This window comes from Gordonia sihwensis NBRC 108236 (assembly GCF_000333035.1).
Classification (GTDB): domain Bacteria; phylum Actinomycetota; class Actinomycetes; order Mycobacteriales; family Mycobacteriaceae; genus Gordonia; species Gordonia sihwensis.
Window position 1 is genome coordinate 1 of sequence record NZ_BANU01000034.1, and the last position, 15,088, is coordinate 15,088.

The 15,088-nt window shown below is 64.8% G+C and carries 13 protein-coding genes, 1 tRNA gene and 1 pseudogene; 5 read left to right on the forward strand and 10 right to left on the reverse strand.

The window, feature by feature from the left end; genetic code table 11:
• Together GSI01S_RS20575 and GSI01S_RS20580 are read left to right on the forward strand one after the other, a co-directional pair.
• Window positions 1-616: hypothetical protein (locus GSI01S_RS20575; RefSeq protein ID WP_006897796.1), on the forward strand; the 616-nt coding region annotated here is incomplete at its 5' end.
• Window positions 617-1,302: 686 nt separating this feature from the next.
• Window positions 1,303-2,543: pseudogene (locus GSI01S_RS20580) on the forward strand (type ISP restriction/modification enzyme).
• Window positions 2,544-3,254: 711 nt separating this feature from the next.
• On the opposite strand, the gene GSI01S_RS16695 reads toward GSI01S_RS20580, so the two are convergent.
• The 3 genes from GSI01S_RS16695 to GSI01S_RS16705 are packed head-to-tail and all read right to left on the reverse strand — an operon-like array spanning window position 3,255 to window position 5,433.
• A complete protein-coding gene (locus GSI01S_RS16695; RefSeq protein WP_006897802.1) occupies window positions 3,255-4,502 on the reverse strand; it encodes a type IV secretory system conjugative DNA transfer family protein in 1,248 nt (415 codons plus the stop codon).
• Entirely contained in the window at window positions 4,499-4,717 is a 219-nt protein-coding gene (locus GSI01S_RS20230; protein ID WP_157225337.1) for a hypothetical protein, read from the reverse strand. Before GSI01S_RS20230 ends, GSI01S_RS16695 begins: the two co-directional genes overlap by 4 nt.
• An 8-nt stretch (window positions 4,718-4,725) precedes the next feature.
• Complete coding sequence (locus tag GSI01S_RS16705) at window positions 4,726-5,433, reverse strand: hypothetical protein (protein ID WP_006897804.1); 708 nt, start codon at window positions 5,431-5,433, stop codon at window positions 4,726-4,728.
• A gap of 285 nt (window positions 5,434-5,718) precedes the next feature.
• Between GSI01S_RS16705 and GSI01S_RS16710 the strand changes: the two genes are divergently transcribed.
• The gene (locus tag GSI01S_RS16710) at window positions 5,719-6,030 is read left to right on the forward strand and encodes a hypothetical protein (RefSeq protein ID WP_006897805.1); all 312 of its coding nucleotides are present in this window, start codon (window positions 5,719-5,721) and stop codon (window positions 6,028-6,030) included.
• A gap of 20 nt (window positions 6,031-6,050) precedes the next feature.
• Window positions 6,051-6,260: a hypothetical protein gene (locus tag GSI01S_RS16715; RefSeq protein WP_006897806.1), complete on the forward strand. Its 210-nt coding sequence runs from the start codon at window positions 6,051-6,053 to the stop codon at window positions 6,258-6,260.
• 174 nt (window positions 6,261-6,434) lie between these two features.
• Here the strand turns inward: GSI01S_RS16715 and GSI01S_RS16720 are convergent, their stop codons facing one another.
• From GSI01S_RS16720 to GSI01S_RS20710, 5 genes are all read right to left on the reverse strand, one after another.
• On the reverse strand, window positions 6,435-7,031 hold the full coding sequence (locus GSI01S_RS16720; protein ID WP_006897807.1) for a hypothetical protein: 597 nt from the start codon (window positions 7,029-7,031) through the stop codon (window positions 6,435-6,437).
• Between the two features lie 9 nt (window positions 7,032-7,040).
• Window positions 7,041-7,640, reverse strand: a complete 600-nt coding sequence (locus GSI01S_RS16725; RefSeq protein WP_006897808.1) for a hypothetical protein — start codon at window positions 7,638-7,640, stop codon at window positions 7,041-7,043.
• 493 nt (window positions 7,641-8,133) lie between these two features.
• The gene (locus tag GSI01S_RS16730; protein ID WP_157225338.1) at window positions 8,134-9,354 is read right to left on the reverse strand and encodes a relaxase/mobilization nuclease domain-containing protein; all 1,221 of its coding nucleotides are present in this window, start codon (window positions 9,352-9,354) and stop codon (window positions 8,134-8,136) included.
• A 137-nt stretch (window positions 9,355-9,491) separates the two neighbouring features.
• The gene (mobC, locus tag GSI01S_RS20815; protein ID WP_157225339.1) at window positions 9,492-9,821 is read right to left on the reverse strand and encodes a plasmid mobilization relaxosome protein MobC; all 330 of its coding nucleotides are present in this window, start codon (window positions 9,819-9,821) and stop codon (window positions 9,492-9,494) included.
• 1,265 nt (window positions 9,822-11,086) lie between these two features.
• Window positions 11,087-11,368, reverse strand: a complete 282-nt coding sequence (locus tag GSI01S_RS20710) for a helix-turn-helix domain-containing protein (protein ID WP_081598148.1) — start codon at window positions 11,366-11,368, stop codon at window positions 11,087-11,089.
• 370 nt (window positions 11,369-11,738) lie between these two features.
• On the opposite strand from GSI01S_RS20710, the gene GSI01S_RS16735 reads away from it, so the two are divergent.
• The gene (locus tag GSI01S_RS16735; protein ID WP_157225341.1) at window positions 11,739-12,815 is read left to right on the forward strand and encodes a site-specific integrase; all 1,077 of its coding nucleotides are present in this window, start codon (window positions 11,739-11,741) and stop codon (window positions 12,813-12,815) included.
• A gap of 72 nt (window positions 12,816-12,887) precedes the next feature.
• On the opposite strand, the gene GSI01S_RS16740 is transcribed toward GSI01S_RS16735, so the two are convergent.
• Together GSI01S_RS16740 and GSI01S_RS16745 are read right to left on the reverse strand one after the other, a co-directional pair.
• Window positions 12,888-12,961 (reverse strand) — tRNA-Ile (locus GSI01S_RS16740).
• 38 nt (window positions 12,962-12,999) lie between these two features.
• Window positions 13,000-15,003 (reverse strand): OPT family oligopeptide transporter, encoded by a 2,004-nt coding sequence (locus GSI01S_RS16745; RefSeq protein ID WP_006897812.1) that lies wholly within the window; start codon window positions 15,001-15,003, stop codon window positions 13,000-13,002.
• Window positions 15,004-15,088: the final 85 nt, after the last annotated feature.

Genomic DNA, 15,088 nt, shown 5'->3' on the forward strand with positions numbered 1-15,088 from the left:
AAAGGAGGCCCAAACGATCGCCAATGCGCGCAACGAGTACCTGCACGGTGCGGCGGCCTCCTTCGCGCCTATCCCGCCAGATGCCTGGTGGCCGCGATATTGGGCACAGGCGCGGATCCTCGTCCACGCTTGCGACAAGGACCTGGATGATTTCGTCGGCTCCGAGTACGAGTCCAAGGTTGAGAGTCATCTGATTCGGAACAAGAAGAACATCGAGCACCGAGCGGAGATGCTCGTCGAGCGCGCACGTCAGAGGCTCGGGCAGTTCAAGTCTGGCCAGATGCGAGCAGCGGAACTCGATGAATGGGTTCGACAGACGAAGTATTTGCCCGCGAGGCTGCAATACTCAGCCTCGGCGAGTTGCCCGGCATGTGACGGAACAGGACTCGTGGAGGGCAAGGACGTTGACAATGCCGAAACACACTACGAGCAGGTCTCGAAAGACGACTACGACGCCTGGGTCGACCTGACCATTGGTGCGGCCTACTTCAGTTGCACCGAGTGTCACCTCATTCTCGACTCATACGAACTCATCGAGGCGCTGGGGTTGCCAGCAGATTTCGAAGCAACGACGGACGTCGGAGACTACTGGGAACCCGAGTACGGCAACGACTGACAGTCCGTGGACGGTCCAGCGCGCTGGCAGCCTCAGAACCTCCGCTCGACAACACATTCAAACCATCTACGGAACCGCCCTACTCCGTCGGCCAGGACAGCGCGAACGACCTCAATGCCAACGTCTCCTACCCGACCCTCGACGGGCGCATCAAAGCCACCTACGCTGAACGCTCCATCGGACGAAGCAAGAACAGCCTCTACGACTCCTACCTGCGCGCCTTCCGCTGGGCCACCGACCGCATCGGCGACACCGGCATCGTCGCCTTCGTCTCCAACGGCGGCTGGATCAACGGCAACACCGCAGCAGGAGTCCGACTCAGCCTCGCCGATGAGTACTCACGCATCTACGTCTACAACCTGCGCGGAAACCAAAGGACAGCCGGTGAACTCTCGCACCGTGAGGGCGGGAAGGTATTCGGTTCCGGAAGCCGGAGCACAATCGCGATCTGGATTGGCGTCAAGAATCCCTCCCACGCAGGTAGCTTCGAACTCCTCTACCGGGACATCGGCGACTACCTCAGCCGTGACGAGAAGCTCGCCATCATCAACGACGGACATCTTGACACCATTGACTGGACCCCCATCACCCCCAACGCCCACGGCGACTGGGACGACCAGCGCAATGAAGAGTTCTCCACCTGGCCTGCGATCGGCGACAAACGACCCCAACCAGGCCAGACCACTGTGTTCCGCACATTCTCATCGGGACTGAAAACTGGTCGTGATGCGTGGTGTTACGCGTGGGACCACGAAAGTCTCGCATCCAATGTCGAGGTTATGCTGGATCAATACGCAACATTACAGCGCGAATTTTCCGATTACGCCGCCAGAGAGGGCATTGCCACCCCAAAGGAACCGGATGTCACCCGGTACCTGGCCGCCCACCCAGAACGCACGGGCGTCGGGAAGGTTAGCTGGAACAGGTCAATCAAGCAGCACGTAGCACGCTGATCAGCTGGGGTGACAAATACGTCTACCGGAGCATGTATCGCCCATTTGCACCGCAGTGGGTGTACTTCGACCGTCGCGTTAACGACATGATCTACCAACTCGCCTCAATGTTCCCAACCCCGCACCACACCAACACCGGAATCTTGGTCATGGCACCACGGGAGGGCACAGAGTTCGCAGCGCCAGCAGTGAACTTCCTCCCGGACCTTTCATTCTTCACGTACACGGCTCAGTTCTTCTCGCGATGGACCTACGAAGCAGTCGCGGCACGCGACGGGGAACTTGACTTCGATGCCGACGCTGACGCAGTTGACGAGTGGGGCTACCGGCGTGTCGACAACATCACCGACGCCATCCAGACGCTCTACGCCAACGCGCTCGGCGACACCGTGACCAAGGACGACATCTTTTACTACGTGTACGGGCTCCTCCACGACCCGTCATATCGACAGACGTACGCCGCGGACCTACGGAAGATGCTTCCGCACATCCCCACGCCAGACAGTCGTGAACACTTCGGCCGGATCTCCACCGCGGGGCGACAGCTCACCGATCTACACACTGGATACGAGACTGTCGATCCGTACCCGCTCGACGTAGAAGTAAAGGCAGGTACATCGCTCGACGACCCGAAAACCTGGCGGGTTGCCAAACTCGGCTGGGGAAAGCAGAAGGCCCCCGACACAGGCAAGCGCGTCGAGGACCGCACCACCATCGTCTACAACAAGAACGTCACTATCACTGGCATCCCAGAGGACGCAGAGCGCTACATGCTCGGGTCGCGGTCTGCGCTTGCCTGGATCATCGACCGCTACCAAGTCAAGACCGACAAAGCTTCAGGCATCGTCAATGATCCGAACGACTGGTGCGACGAACACGAAGATCCTCGATACATCGTCGACCTCATCAAGCGCGTCACGACGGTCGCCGTCGAAACCATGAAGATCGTGGACCGTCTGAACACCGTCGAATAACGGTGGCGGGCGACCTGCGGCAGCGAGCGCTCCGCCGGTCGGGCGGAGTGTCCCCTCGCAGGTGCGCTCAGCCGCTGATCAGATTGAACGCCTAGCCCACTCGGCTGCGCCGTTGCTCGTGACGTGGTCACCGGCCGGGTGCGATGCTTGGTCGCCGCCCGGGTGCGATGCTTGGCCACCGGCTGGGTCCCAATGCTTGGCCACTAGCTGGGTCCCAATGCTTGGCCACTAGCTGGGTCCCAATGCTTGGCCACTAGCTGGGTCCCAATGCTTGGCCACTAGCTGGATCCCAATGCTTGGCCACTGGCCGTGGCCAATGCCAAGGTCATTCGTTGCCACAGTCACTCTGCGGAGCATGTGCCACATCAATAGCGGATTGTGCGTCGGCCGAACTGCCACCACCGGGGCCGCGCTGCTGCCCGGATCAGGTCGCACAGTAGGCGGTGGGCCTCGTCGTCCTCGACTTCCTGCACCGCATGAATCGCCTTCACAAAACGACGGTCACCTAGAACTTGCGCAACGCGCGGGATAGGAAGGTCCTGGCGGCCAATAGTTTCGCCAGGCCCGCACCAATCAGCCCAGACTGCGACGGCATCCGAACGCTGACAGTCTCGGTCGAATCGTGGCTCTGGGCCGTTGTTGCGGCTTCCGCAGAAACCGCAGTACGTGCCCGGGTAGTACTGAGTGCAGCGATGGCAGCTCATGGTTGATCTAGGTACCTTTCTGAGTGAGTTGGGTCCATGTGGGTAGGTCCACGAGTCCAGCGTCGCGACCGCCGTTGAGCAGTCTCCCTTTGGTGGAGTCCGGTGCTGCGAGGGCTTCGGGGCGGATGGCCTGGGCTTCTGTGACCGTGTGTGTGCGCTGGCGCCCACCGTCGTGGATCGCGACCTCGCCGCGCTCGACAGTCCCTGCGTACGTTGCGGCACGGTCCAGCAGTTCCGTGTCGGGTGACCCGGTGAGAACCAGCGCGGTTGGGAATACTTCACGGAGGACTCGACCTTCATCGGGCCCCCATCTGGCGGTGAGCTGGGAGAACGCTTGCACAGCCGCAATGATCCGCACCCCGAGGCCACGCGCCTCCGTCACCCACTTCGGCAAGTGCGGCAGCGGCGCGGTGTTCGCCAGTTCGTCCGCGACGATGAGCACCACCGGACGCGGCGCGCCCTCCTCGACGGCCCGACGATGCTTCCACACCACCTGCGCCAGCAACGCGCATGCAGCGGGCGCGGCGACACCCTCACCAGGGGCGATGACGTGCAGTGTCCCGGCCGTCAGTGCGTCGAGGTCCAGCGGCGGCTCGGCGTCCGTGGGCGCGATGCTCGACCGCATCCACGCGGCAACGGCAGGCGTCATCGTTGCGATGACGCTCGATTGCATGCGACCCTCCATCGCTGCGACGGCTTTGAGTTGGGCGCCGAGGCGGGATGCACCCGGCTCGGTATCTTCGGCAAGGGATTTGACGAGTGGGCCCCATGCGGCCAGGTTCCCTACGACATCGGCGACCCGGGCGATGCCACCCGCGCCGTTGCACGCCCACAGCAGGCCCGCCAGAGGCGGGGTCGCGAGTGTCGACCAGAACGCGTCAGCACCGCCACTGCCTGCGCCGATGCCCCCTACCTTGAGCAGGAGCGCGGCGAGGTCGAGGGCGTCGTCGGCGGTCTCCAGGGCAGTCGTCGGGTCGTAGCGGACGCGCTGCACGTCACGCGGCAGGTGAGCGTGACCGCCGAGGTCGAGGACGCGTTGCGCACCGCGTTTCCGGCGTGCCGGGATCGTCAGCTCGGCTATATCGGTCTTCGAACTGACGACGATCGCGGGACCGGGCCAGAGCCCGGCGGCCGGTCCGAGCACTCGAAAGGTTTTGCCGACGCCGGTCGGTCCGCTGACGATCACGTGGGGCCCGGCTTCGGCGTATTTGCCGGCCCGGAACCCGCAGTACGGCGCGTCTGTGACAGCGGTCATGTGCGGTCCTTCCATCGGTGGGCGGCGACGCGGCGACCACGGTCGGCGAGCGTGTGGCGGATGCGGTCGCGTTCGCTGGTGAACCATTCGGGCGGCGTGTGGTCGGCGAGTGCGCCGACGACGATGGCGCGGACCGTTGCCGCCGCCGTGAGGTCAAATCGTGTTGCCAGGGCGTCGATCTGGTCAGCAGCTGCGTCGTCGAGACGCACGCCCACACTGCTGTTCATGCGGCCTCGGGGTGGTCAGTGTCAGGGTCGTCGAGGGTGATCAGCGGGCCGTCTGCGCTATCGGGCGTCGTCGTCGCGGTGTTGCCGGTGATCGGCGGCCGCCAACCGAGGACGTCATGCGCGATCGAGGCCGCTGCGATCATCGACACGCCTAGCCACAGCCACGGCAGCGTGGCGGCCGCCTCGACCGCGTCTAGTGGCTTCAGGAGCGCTACTGCGGTAGCGGCAACCATCGCGAGTCCGATGCCTGCCAGTGCGAGAATTCGGGGCCGCACCGGACCGACACGCGGCACCACAATCCACCAGGAACCGACGATCAGCAGGCCTGGCACCAGCAGCACTGTCAATACAGTTCTTCCGACGCCCCGCGCCACAGCAGCGGCAGCCCAGCCGATGCCGTCCGGGTCGGCTTGACGGTTTTGATGCTTGGGATCGTCACGGAGCGGCTTGGACCGCCACGGGCGTGGCGGCGGCTTGGACGGTGTCGCTGACGAGCCGCCGAAGCCTGCAGCCAGGTCCGCTCGACGCACACGGTCTTCGAGCGCCCACCGCACCCACGCCGACCATCGGCCGCGCAGCGTGTCGTGTCGGCTGGTGGTGTCGCGGAGCGCTGCCGCACGCTCGCGTTCAAAGTGATTCGCCTTCATAACGTCGATTAGAGGTTCCACGGTGGCACATGTAAAGGAGCAGCGAATCGGCTTCATCGATCGATCAATCACCCACTATTTAATATGTGGGTATGAATACAGCATTCGAATTTCGCGCATCAAGAAATGCGAAGACGCAGGCAGCGCCGCTGACATCCGAAGAGTGAGGTAAACCTTGTCGTCATCGAACCAGCCGTAATTCCCCGCCACTCCACCATTTCGACCGAAAGCAATTTGCAGTTAAAGTGTCAATTGTGGCCCAACTCACACTATTTCCAATTTCTTCCATTGACGTCATGACGTCACATCATTCACCATCGATGTGTGACTTTCGATGAATTCATGGCTCAGCGAATCCCCGCGAAATCGCCAGGGGATCTCGTCGAATTGCGGGAGGATTTGATCGCACGGTGCCACCTCGTCCGCGAACGGGGATGGGGATCGTTCATCGCCGCCTGGTCGACGGGCTACGTCGTTGTGGTCGCCTATCTGCTTCGCGACACGCACGTCATGGATGACCTCGGTGAAGATGCTGAGTCGGTGTGTGCACGGTGGGCTTTCGATCTCTTCGGGTTCGTGGGAGGCGAGGCGGACCGACCGAACGGATGGGGCCGCACGGCTGCGTGGCTTGCCGAGACGCAGGCCGCGATCTGACGCCGTGACATCATCGCCGCATGACCACCAGACCCGCTGCGTACACTGTGCGCGTCGATCAGCATCTGAACGCCGCGCTGAAACATTGGGCGGCCGAGGCCGCCGAAACGCTCGGCGTCTCGCGAGTATCGACGCAAGACCTCACGACGGCGCTCTATACCCAGCTCCTAACTGATCCTGCACTAAGCGAAGCAGTCGTCGACCGCATCGCTGACACCCGGACCGCGTAGGCGCGGAACGGCACCCAACACACCCGCTCCCCTACGCACCGTGCCGCCTGATCGCTCGATTCCACACTCAAGCGATCAGGCGGCACCACCAATGGCACGGTGCGACATACTTCGGTCCTGCCTTCTATGTGGGCCCAGACAGAAGGGCTGGAACTGCTCGCAGGTTCCAGCCCTTCATGCTTCGGCAGCTCTGTGCCTGGTTAGGTCCGGGCGCCCAGTCGAGCTGCGCAGTTTTCGTTGAGGTTCGTACTCGCTGTCTTCGTGCTCGTCGATGGTGAACGGCTGGTCAATCTGCTCGGCCATCAGCGCCTCGGTGGCGGCAAGAGTGCCGATGATCGGGACGCGGGCGATCTCCCCAGTTCCGGCGGTCGCAGCGACCAGGACCACATTGTCGGTCACTGCGTCGATCTCCCACGTCACCCGCAGAACGGCCGGGTCCAGAACGAAGGGGACGAATTCCGGGACCGGGTGGTCGTGGTCATCGGCAATTGCGTAGGCGGCGAATTCGAAGGCCCATGAGGCGAGCGCACGGTGAACAGCCTCCGCGTGCAACTGCACATCAACGAAACGGGACAGGCCGCGGCCATCATCATTGACCCACCAGCGTGCTGGGTGCTGCCGAAGAACGTCCAGCTTCTGGCCGAACCAGACAGTCGCTGAGTCGTGCAGGCGGGTGTTCTCAGTTTCACCGCGCGCCTTGGCCTCTCGACGGAATTGCACCCCAGCTTTGCGACGATCGCCGAGATTCGGGTGCGTCGGGTGGCTAAACACGGGTTCCTCCTACTTGTCGGCGGCCTCGGCATCTGCCTTGGCTTGGGCGGTGGCCTTGTCGCGGTCGGCGATGACCTCGCGGAAAGCTCTCGCGGTGGCTTGGGCTTCGGCGAGGGCGAGCTCGGAGGCGTGCGCGGCCTGGCGGGCGGCGGCGGCTTCGTCGAGGGCAGCACGCGCGCGGCCGGCCTCGACGTCGAGCTGGCGGCGGAGGTCGTCGACTTGGGCGCGGAGGGTCGCGACTTCAGCTTCTGCGTGGTCGGCGCGGGCGGCGGCGGCGTCGCGTTCGGTGGTCGCCGTGTCGGCGTCGTCAAGAGCGGCACGCTCGGCGGCGAGGAGTTCGGCGCGCTCGGTGTTGCGGGCGTCGGCGTCTTCGTCGCGAGCGGCGATGAGGGCGGCGCTCCATAGGGTGTCGACCATGCCACTGAACACCTCGGTCGGGGCTGGGGGCGTTTCGCGGCTCGGCCGGTTGGCGGCGAGCCAGTCGCTGGCTGCTTTGGTGCTGACGTGGGCGCGCTCGCGGAGGGCGCGGACGCTGATGGCGACACCCTCCGCGGACAACTCTGCGAACGCCGAGGCGATCGACGCGGTGTTGGTAGGCGGCTTCGGCATGGCGTCAACCTCTCAGTTCGTAAAGTAACGTTTCGCGTTTCTTTCTTGTTACTAATTGTAACTATTCAACTTCGCTGCGTCAAGGGATAACTGCAGGTCAGGGACCTTATCTGCGGTTCTTCCTCGCCGATCGTTCCTGGCATCTCGGCTTGTTTGGATGCTTGGTTGCTGGCTTGGTTGCTGGCTTGGTGCCAGGCTGGGTCGAATGCTTGGCCTTCATGAGGGGTGGTGGTGTGGTGGTCGCTTCCCGTCGGCGGCGGCGTCTCGACCGCCTGGGCGTGGGTGCCGGAGGGGATCGCGGAGCGACCGCGTAGCGGCGGCCTTGGCCGTCCTTGTAGGCGCCCGCGTGCAGGTGGTAGCCGTGGGTTTGTCGATGGGAGGCGACCACCACACCACCGCACCGACCACGCTGGGTCCGCACCTGTGGACCGGTCCCAGCGGACTTCCTTGAGGTGCGGGTCTGGGCGCAGCCCCAGAGTGAGGGTGTTGACGGCTATAGGCTGAGGCCGTCGTCGGGTTGGTCCAACTCGTGTCCGACGATGTCCTCGCGGGCGGCGTGCTGCTCGCGTCGGAGGTCGTTCAACCAGCTGTGCTCCTTGGACTCGGCTGGTGTGTCGGGTGCTTCGACGGTCTGTCCGTCGCCCTTGCGGCCTTCAGCTGCGGCGTCGGCCACGCGGTCGGCGGCGTCGCGGTCGCGCGCTTCTCTTGCCGACTCGACGCCGAGTACATCGGAGACCGTCTGGTCGATCGCCTCAATGTCCGGCGCGAATGCGTCCGTGACGGCACCCGTGAGGGATTCGCCCTTGGTCTTGGTCATTTCGTTGAGGACGCCCTGGAGGAAGTCGTGTGAGTCGGGTGCGGTCATGGTTGTGTCCTTCTCCGTTGTCGATGGTGATGGGTGGACGTGCAGTGCTTGCTGGCGTTTGGTTTCGGTGGCGTGTGCGGCAGCTGCCCGCCAGGCCGCAGCGGTCTCATCTACGTGGGCATCGGCTGCCGCACGGGCTTGATCAGCCTGGATAGCTGTGCCCTGCTCCAGGGTCTTCCCGAGTTTCGACCACGACAGGTCGCGCGCGAGTTTGGATGCGGCGTGCCAGATCGGTTCGCCATCTGCGTCGACTCCGGCCGCGATGCTGTACCCGTTCATCCGGCCGGTCTTGGCTTCGTTGGCTCGGTATTGGACGCCGAGACTGTCGAGTTCGGCCTCGAATGCTGCGCGGCCAAGGCCTGCTGACGCGTCGCGCGCGGCCCGCACGAGCGCGGCGATCTTCGTACGCGGAGGAGTCTCCCCCGTGCGCATTGCGCGCGCCGAATCCGCCGTGGTGACGCGCTCGTGCATCGACGGCCGGTCGGGATTGTGGCCGGGCATCGGAACAGTCGCGAGTCCGTGATCGACCTCGATCGACCGCAGCGCCTTCATGATCTTGGCGTAGTCCCAAGACAGTTTTGCGACGTGCGCGCCGTCGAAAGTCACCCGCGACAGCGCGATGTGGATGTGGTCGTCGGCGTGCCTGACAGCTACCCACGGGTAGTCTTCGCCGATGCCGAGCGTGCCCATGACGCGTTCGGCGATGACTCTCCACTCTCCATCGGAGAGCGTCCGGTCGTTGACGTCGGCGCGAATCGGCAGGTGGTAGACACCCTTCTCAAGCTTATCTCGCTGCCGGATGACGCGGTCGAGCGCTGGTCCCCACTCGCCGGATTCGCTGCGCTCCACGGTCACTGAGCCCCCGATGACGACACCGCCCGCGAATGTCTTACCCCTCCGCTTGTAGGTGTGTTCGTTTCGCCGTCCGGGCCCGTGAAGGTACCGTGCGAGACCTCGTGCACTGCTGCCGCGACTGGCCTTAGCGATCACGCTCGCTCCGCGTTCGTCAGTGCCTCGACGGCGTTTCGAACAGCGTCCGCGTGCGCGTCAATGGTGTCGGCATGACGTTCAAGCCATCTCGCCCACTCACCTTGCGGATCACCACCAGGGGTGTTCAGGGCGCGGGTGCATTGGTTCAGGTTGACGCCGACGCGGACCAGTTCACGCACCGCGCGGCGCAGTTCGAAGACCTCGACTGAGTCAGTAGCGTGTGCGGGTGTGGCGGCTTCGGTGCACGCATCACGCGGCGATCGTGCTTCACGGAGCAGTACAAGGCGCGCCCACGTCGCCAGTTCAGCACGGCCCGCGCCCGCCATCGCCGCACGAAGAGCGGCGTGCTCGGCGTCGGTGACGCGGAGCTGGAAGCGACGCGTCCGACGCACCGACGCGGCAGCGTCGGCCCCGGCGTGGGCGCGCTTAGCGTCCACGTCGCACCCCCCGTAGGGAGTCGGAGCGAGCGCAGCGAGTGGAGGCGACCGGAGGGCGAGCAGCCCGGAAGGCGCGTCGAGCCACGAGCGGAGCGATGTGGCGAGAGGCGTCTGTAGGGCATTGCTCGCTCTCCCGTCCCGCCCCAGCCCGAGCGTCAGATGAAATCCTGACGATGGCCGGGGTGGTGCCGCTGCGGGGCGGGAGCGTTCCGACCGGTCGGTTATGCCGTGCAGCGTCGGCGGCCCGTCCACGGAGCGCCAGCGGAGTGGCCGGCCGCCGACGCTCGCACGGCATAACCCCGGTCGGGTGAGGGAGGCCGCCCAGCGGCCGACCGAATAGGGAGTGCCGCCGCGCCGACCATCCGACCGACGGTCGGACCCGCACGGCGGTCACGACCGCCTCCGCCCGGCTCGACGGCGGTCGCGTCGCAGCCGCGCTGCCTCGGCGTCGGCATCACGCCGCTCACCATCGGCCGCACGCTTCGCCCGCGCGCACAGGGCGTGTGCGTATCGGTCCGCCGCGGGTCCGCTGTCCGCCACGGCGACCAGCCGCTGTCCCGGCGCAGTCGGCGCACCACACAGTCGGCACCGGCCGTCGGTCCAAAACTTGGCACGGAACCCGCTCGGCGGCCTCGGGTCAACATGCCGTCGCCCTCGCCGTTCGGTGTCCGGCACGACGGCGGCACCGGACACCCACGCCCGGAGGGTCAGGGGGTGGGTGCGGTGCACGAACGTCGCGGTACGGTCATGCAATCCCCGCGATCGTGCTCGGTCGATCAGAGCAGATTCAGAACTCATTAGGGTTTCCTAACTATGCGGTGTGATTTGGGTGGCGGCGGTGGGCCGACCCCCCAAAGTGCCCGGCGAATTCGCCCCGGATTTCGCCTGTCCGGGCCCACGCTTCATCGCCGCGGGTACCGGACCGGTCCGCGGGGGAGCGTCTTGGGAACCACCGTGCGACGCTGTACGGGCGCTGTGGGTGGTGCGTGGTGGGGCCGCTGGTTACGGTCGGGCGGCCCGCCAGAACGACCAACTCCGGGCTAACCGGGGTGGTATGCGGGCCGCTGCGCGGCTATCATCGAGATCATCGAAATTTTTCCTTTGGTGGGAACGAAATTCGGTTGGCCCCGGCGTTGGCGCGCCGGGGTTTTCTTTCATTGGGCGGCTGACGCCGCCCACTGCTCAAGGTCTGCGGGTCGGTACAGCACCCGTCGTCCAACACGGACAACCGGGATCACGCCGTCGCGGACGAGCCGTCGCAGAGTGCGTTCGTGAATCGAAAGCGCTGCAGCGGCTGCCTGTGTTCCAAGGAGGATCGGCGGGGCGTCTAGCGAGGTCATGTGAACAACACTCCGGGCTCGGATAGCGTCCGTCAAGGAGTTGAAATCGCAGGCCAACGCCACGACGCGGCACCTCGGCCGACGAACCAAAGGCATCGAATCCGCCTGACACACAGCGTGTTACGTCCCTGACGCATGCCCAAGAGTTCTTTCTCAGACTCAGGTTTTGGACATCGCAGTGGGGCGGGTTCCGACGTCCAAAACGATTAGAATCGAACATAAGTTCACACACCTTTTGCGGCCTCTAAGTCCGTTATACGAAGTCCTATCGTTATCTAATCGTGATGCACTTGCTGGTGGCCTGAGGAGTTGTTCGCCGCTGTAGCCCGGCACTGCCCGGCAGCTCTACACGAACGATGTCGTCAATCGGTGCAACACTCGGCACATGGCAAGACAGCAACTCCCACCCCAGATCACACTGAAGTACGTCAAAGATCGACGGACCAACAAGCAGGTACGCCGCTACGTGGTCGTCGTCGACACCGCACCTCCCGGCGTGCCCCGTAAGCAGGTGCGCAAGACCTTCCATACCGAACGCGACGCCCGCACCTTCCTCGCGGAGACCCAAGCTGAGGTAGCCAAAGGTACCTATGTCGCGGCATCGTCAACCACAGTCCGACAGGCAGTCACGGATTGGCTCGATACTCGACAAGTCCAGCCGACGACCCTCGCCTCGTACACGGTCGTGCTCCAAGCCCTAGCCGACGAACGCGGCGACGTGCCCCTGCAAAAGCTCAGCGAAGCGGACGTCGTCCGCACTGTGCGACGACTACGGGCCGGGGAATCGCCCGGACGTAAGGTGTGGAAGGCACGCAGCTGCAACTTGCTGCTGACGCTCACGAAGGCCGTCCTCGAATCGGAGAAACGACAGGGCAGGGTCGTCCGGAACGTTGCCGCCGATATCCGACCGATGGAGAAGGACGCGCAGACCGCTAAGACCCTCACGCACGCACAGATGCTGACTGTCCTCGATCACAAGTGCCGCGATCAGCACCTGTGGACACTGGCGCTGCACGGTCTGAGGCGGGGCGAGATAGCAGGTCTGCGATGGGAGAACGTCGACCTGGACGGCAAGACCATCAGCATCGTCGAGACCCGTGTCGCCGTGGGTAAGGACGTACAAGTGTCAACGCCAAAGTCCAAGCAGTCACGGCGCACGCTCCCTCTCCCCGACGACGTCGTCGCCGTGCTGAAACGAGCACGGCGAAACCAGCGCGCCGAACGGCTCGCTGCGGGCGCGAAGTACGAGAGCGGCGCTTACGTCGCGTGCGATGAGCTCGGGGCCGCCTATCACCCGGACAAGTTGAGCCGTGACTGGCGCGCCATGCTCGCCGACCTCGACATCGGACGCGTGCGATTGCACGACGCGCGCCACACCTGCGGGACCCTGATGCACCTGCGCGGTGTCCCGATCACGGTAATCGCGGCCTGGCTCGGGCACTCGTCGGCGGCGTTCACGATGGCGACCTACACGCACTCACAAGATGAAGCGCTGAAGGCCGCCGGAGCGATGCTCACGGGACGAGTTTCGGAGAAGATGTGACTGCCTGTGATTGCCTAGAATCAAAGACGCAGGCCAGATCGTCAAAAAAGCGCCTTGACCTGCGTCTATTCGTGGGGCGAGCGGGGCTCGAACCCGCGACCAGCTGATTATGAGTCAGCGGCTCTAACCGACTGAGCTATCGCCCCTGAGCCGAATCGGCCCGAGGACAGAGATTACCCTCCGCCTACTTCTTGGTCTGCACCGCAGTGGCGGCGGGCCCGTCGTCGGAACCGATCCGCTTCACGTAGCTGTACATCGCCGTGAGCATCACGGCGAATACCACGACGCCGATCACCTGCATCCAGTTGCCGAGTCCGTCGCCGACGATCGCCAGCGGCGAGTCGTCTCCGGTGCCGGCGACGATGCCGGCGAAGACGACGCCGTAGAGGCTCTCGCCGACGATCAGGCCGGTCGCGAGGAGCACGCCGAGCCGCTTCTTCCGTTCGCCGCCGATCGGGTCGCGCAGCGCCCACTTGTCGTACGCCAGACCGATGAAGGCACCGATCGGAATGATGAGCGTGAGCGACATCGGCAGGTACATGCCCATACCGACGGCCAGCGGTGGCAGCTTGAGGTTCGAGGTGGTCCTCTTGAGCACCTCGTCGACCACGATGACGCCGGCGCCGATCGCCGCGCCGAGGCCGATCAGGGCCCAGTTGAGGTCGCCGCCGAAGACGCCCTTCGCCAGTGTCGAGAGCAGTGCGGCCTGCGGGGCGGCCAGGGCGTTCTCCGTGGCGTTCGGGGCGCCCTGGAAACCGAAGGCGTTGTTCATCAGTCCCAGGATCGGCGGGATCACGGCGGATCCGAAGAGCACGCCGATGATGAGCGCGACCTGCTGCTTCCACGGCGTGGCGCCGACGAGTTGACCGGTCTTGAGATCCTGCAGGTTGTCGTTGGAGATGGTCGCGACACCGAACACCACCGACGAGGTGAACAGCGTGTACGCGATGAGCGCCTCGGTCTGACTCGTGCTGTCGGCGGGGCCGTGCGTCACCTTGATCAGCAGTGCCGCGCACAGGACCACCAGCACGCCGACACCGGAGATCGGGCTGTTCGACGATCCGATCAGGCCCGCCATGTATCCGCACACGGCGGCCACGACGAGGCCGATCACGAAGACGAAGATGATCGTGACGATCAGGATGCCGGTGGCACTCCCGACCAGCGCGGTCCCCTTCATGAAGTCCCAGAGCAGCCATCCGATCGGGATGAGCGCGACGATGATCGTCAGGCCGACGTACTGGATCGGGATGTCGCGTTCGGTCACGTCGACGCTCTCGCCCGACCTGCGCTTGCGTGCGCTGGCCGCGGCCGCCACGATGCCGCGCAGGATCGGGCCGATGACGGTCAGCAGCGTCCACACGGCCGCGACCGCGATCGCGCCGGCTCCCACCATCCGCACGTCGGCGCTGAAGACGCTGTTCACACCGTCGAGCAGATCGCCGGAGGGAATGGCGTCCCATGTCCGCGTCGGAAGGATGACGAAGAAAGAGATCACCAGGCCGACGAGCATCGCGATACCGACCCCGATGCCGACCAGGTGGCCGACGCCGATCAGCGCCATCGACAGGCTGGCACCCACCATCGTCGCGCCCGAGCCGACACGGAACGCGACCGCGACCTCGGAGGCGATCAGCTTCAGCGAACCGAGCAGGGAGAAGAACGCGGCGCCCACCGCACCGAGAACGATCGCTCGCATACCGCCGCGGTTGGGGTCGACGGCGTCGGGGTCGCGCCCGGACGAGTCGCCGACCTTCAGGACCTCCGCGGCCGCCACTCCCTCGGGATACGGCAGATCAGAGCCGGTGACGAGCGCGCGCCGCAGCGGGATCGAGTACATGACGCCGAGGATGCCGCCGATCGCGCAGACCGCGACGGTCATCCAGTACGGAAAGCCGGTCCACCAGCCGATCATGATGAGGCCGGGCAGGACGAAGATGATGGCCGAGAGCGTGCCCGCCGCCGACGCGATGGTCTGCACGATGTTGTTCTCCACGATCGTGTGATCGCGGAAATAGCGCAGTACCGACATCGAGATGACCGCCGCCGGAATCGCTGTGGCGAACGTGAGACCGACCTTGAGTCCGAGGTAGACGTTGGCCGCGGTGAAGACCAGGGTGATGAGACCACCGAGGATCACGCCGCGAGTCGTCAGCTCGCGCACCGAGCTCCTCATCACCTGCGTCATGCGCTTACCCTTTCCGCCGGGACGAGGGCGTCCGTCAGCAGAGAATCACCTTACGACGCACCGCAGACGATGCTGGGGAGAACCC

Coding starts and splice junctions, on each gene's coding strand:
- GSI01S_RS16695 (WP_006897802.1), bottom strand. CDS start 4,502: ATGACCGCTGTCACAGACGCGCCGTACTGCGGGTTCCGGGCCGGCAAA.
- GSI01S_RS16705 (WP_006897804.1), bottom strand. CDS start 5,433: ATGAAGCCGATTCGCTGCTCCTTTACATGTGCCACCGTGGAACCTCTA.
- GSI01S_RS16710 (WP_006897805.1), top strand. CDS start 5,719: ATGGCTCAGCGAATCCCCGCGAAATCGCCAGGGGATCTCGTCGAATTG.
- GSI01S_RS16715 (WP_006897806.1), top strand. CDS start 6,051: ATGACCACCAGACCCGCTGCGTACACTGTGCGCGTCGATCAGCATCTG.
- GSI01S_RS16725 (WP_006897808.1), bottom strand. CDS start 7,640: ATGCCGAAGCCGCCTACCAACACCGCGTCGATCGCCTCGGCGTTCGCA.
- mobC (WP_157225339.1), bottom strand. CDS start 9,821: ATGGCGGGCGCGGGCCGTGCTGAACTGGCGACGTGGGCGCGCCTTGTA.
- GSI01S_RS20710 (WP_081598148.1), bottom strand. CDS start 11,368: ATGCCTTTGGTTCGTCGGCCGAGGTGCCGCGTCGTGGCGTTGGCCTGC.
- GSI01S_RS16745 (WP_006897812.1), bottom strand. CDS start 15,003: ATGACGCAGGTGATGAGGAGCTCGGTGCGCGAGCTGACGACTCGCGGC.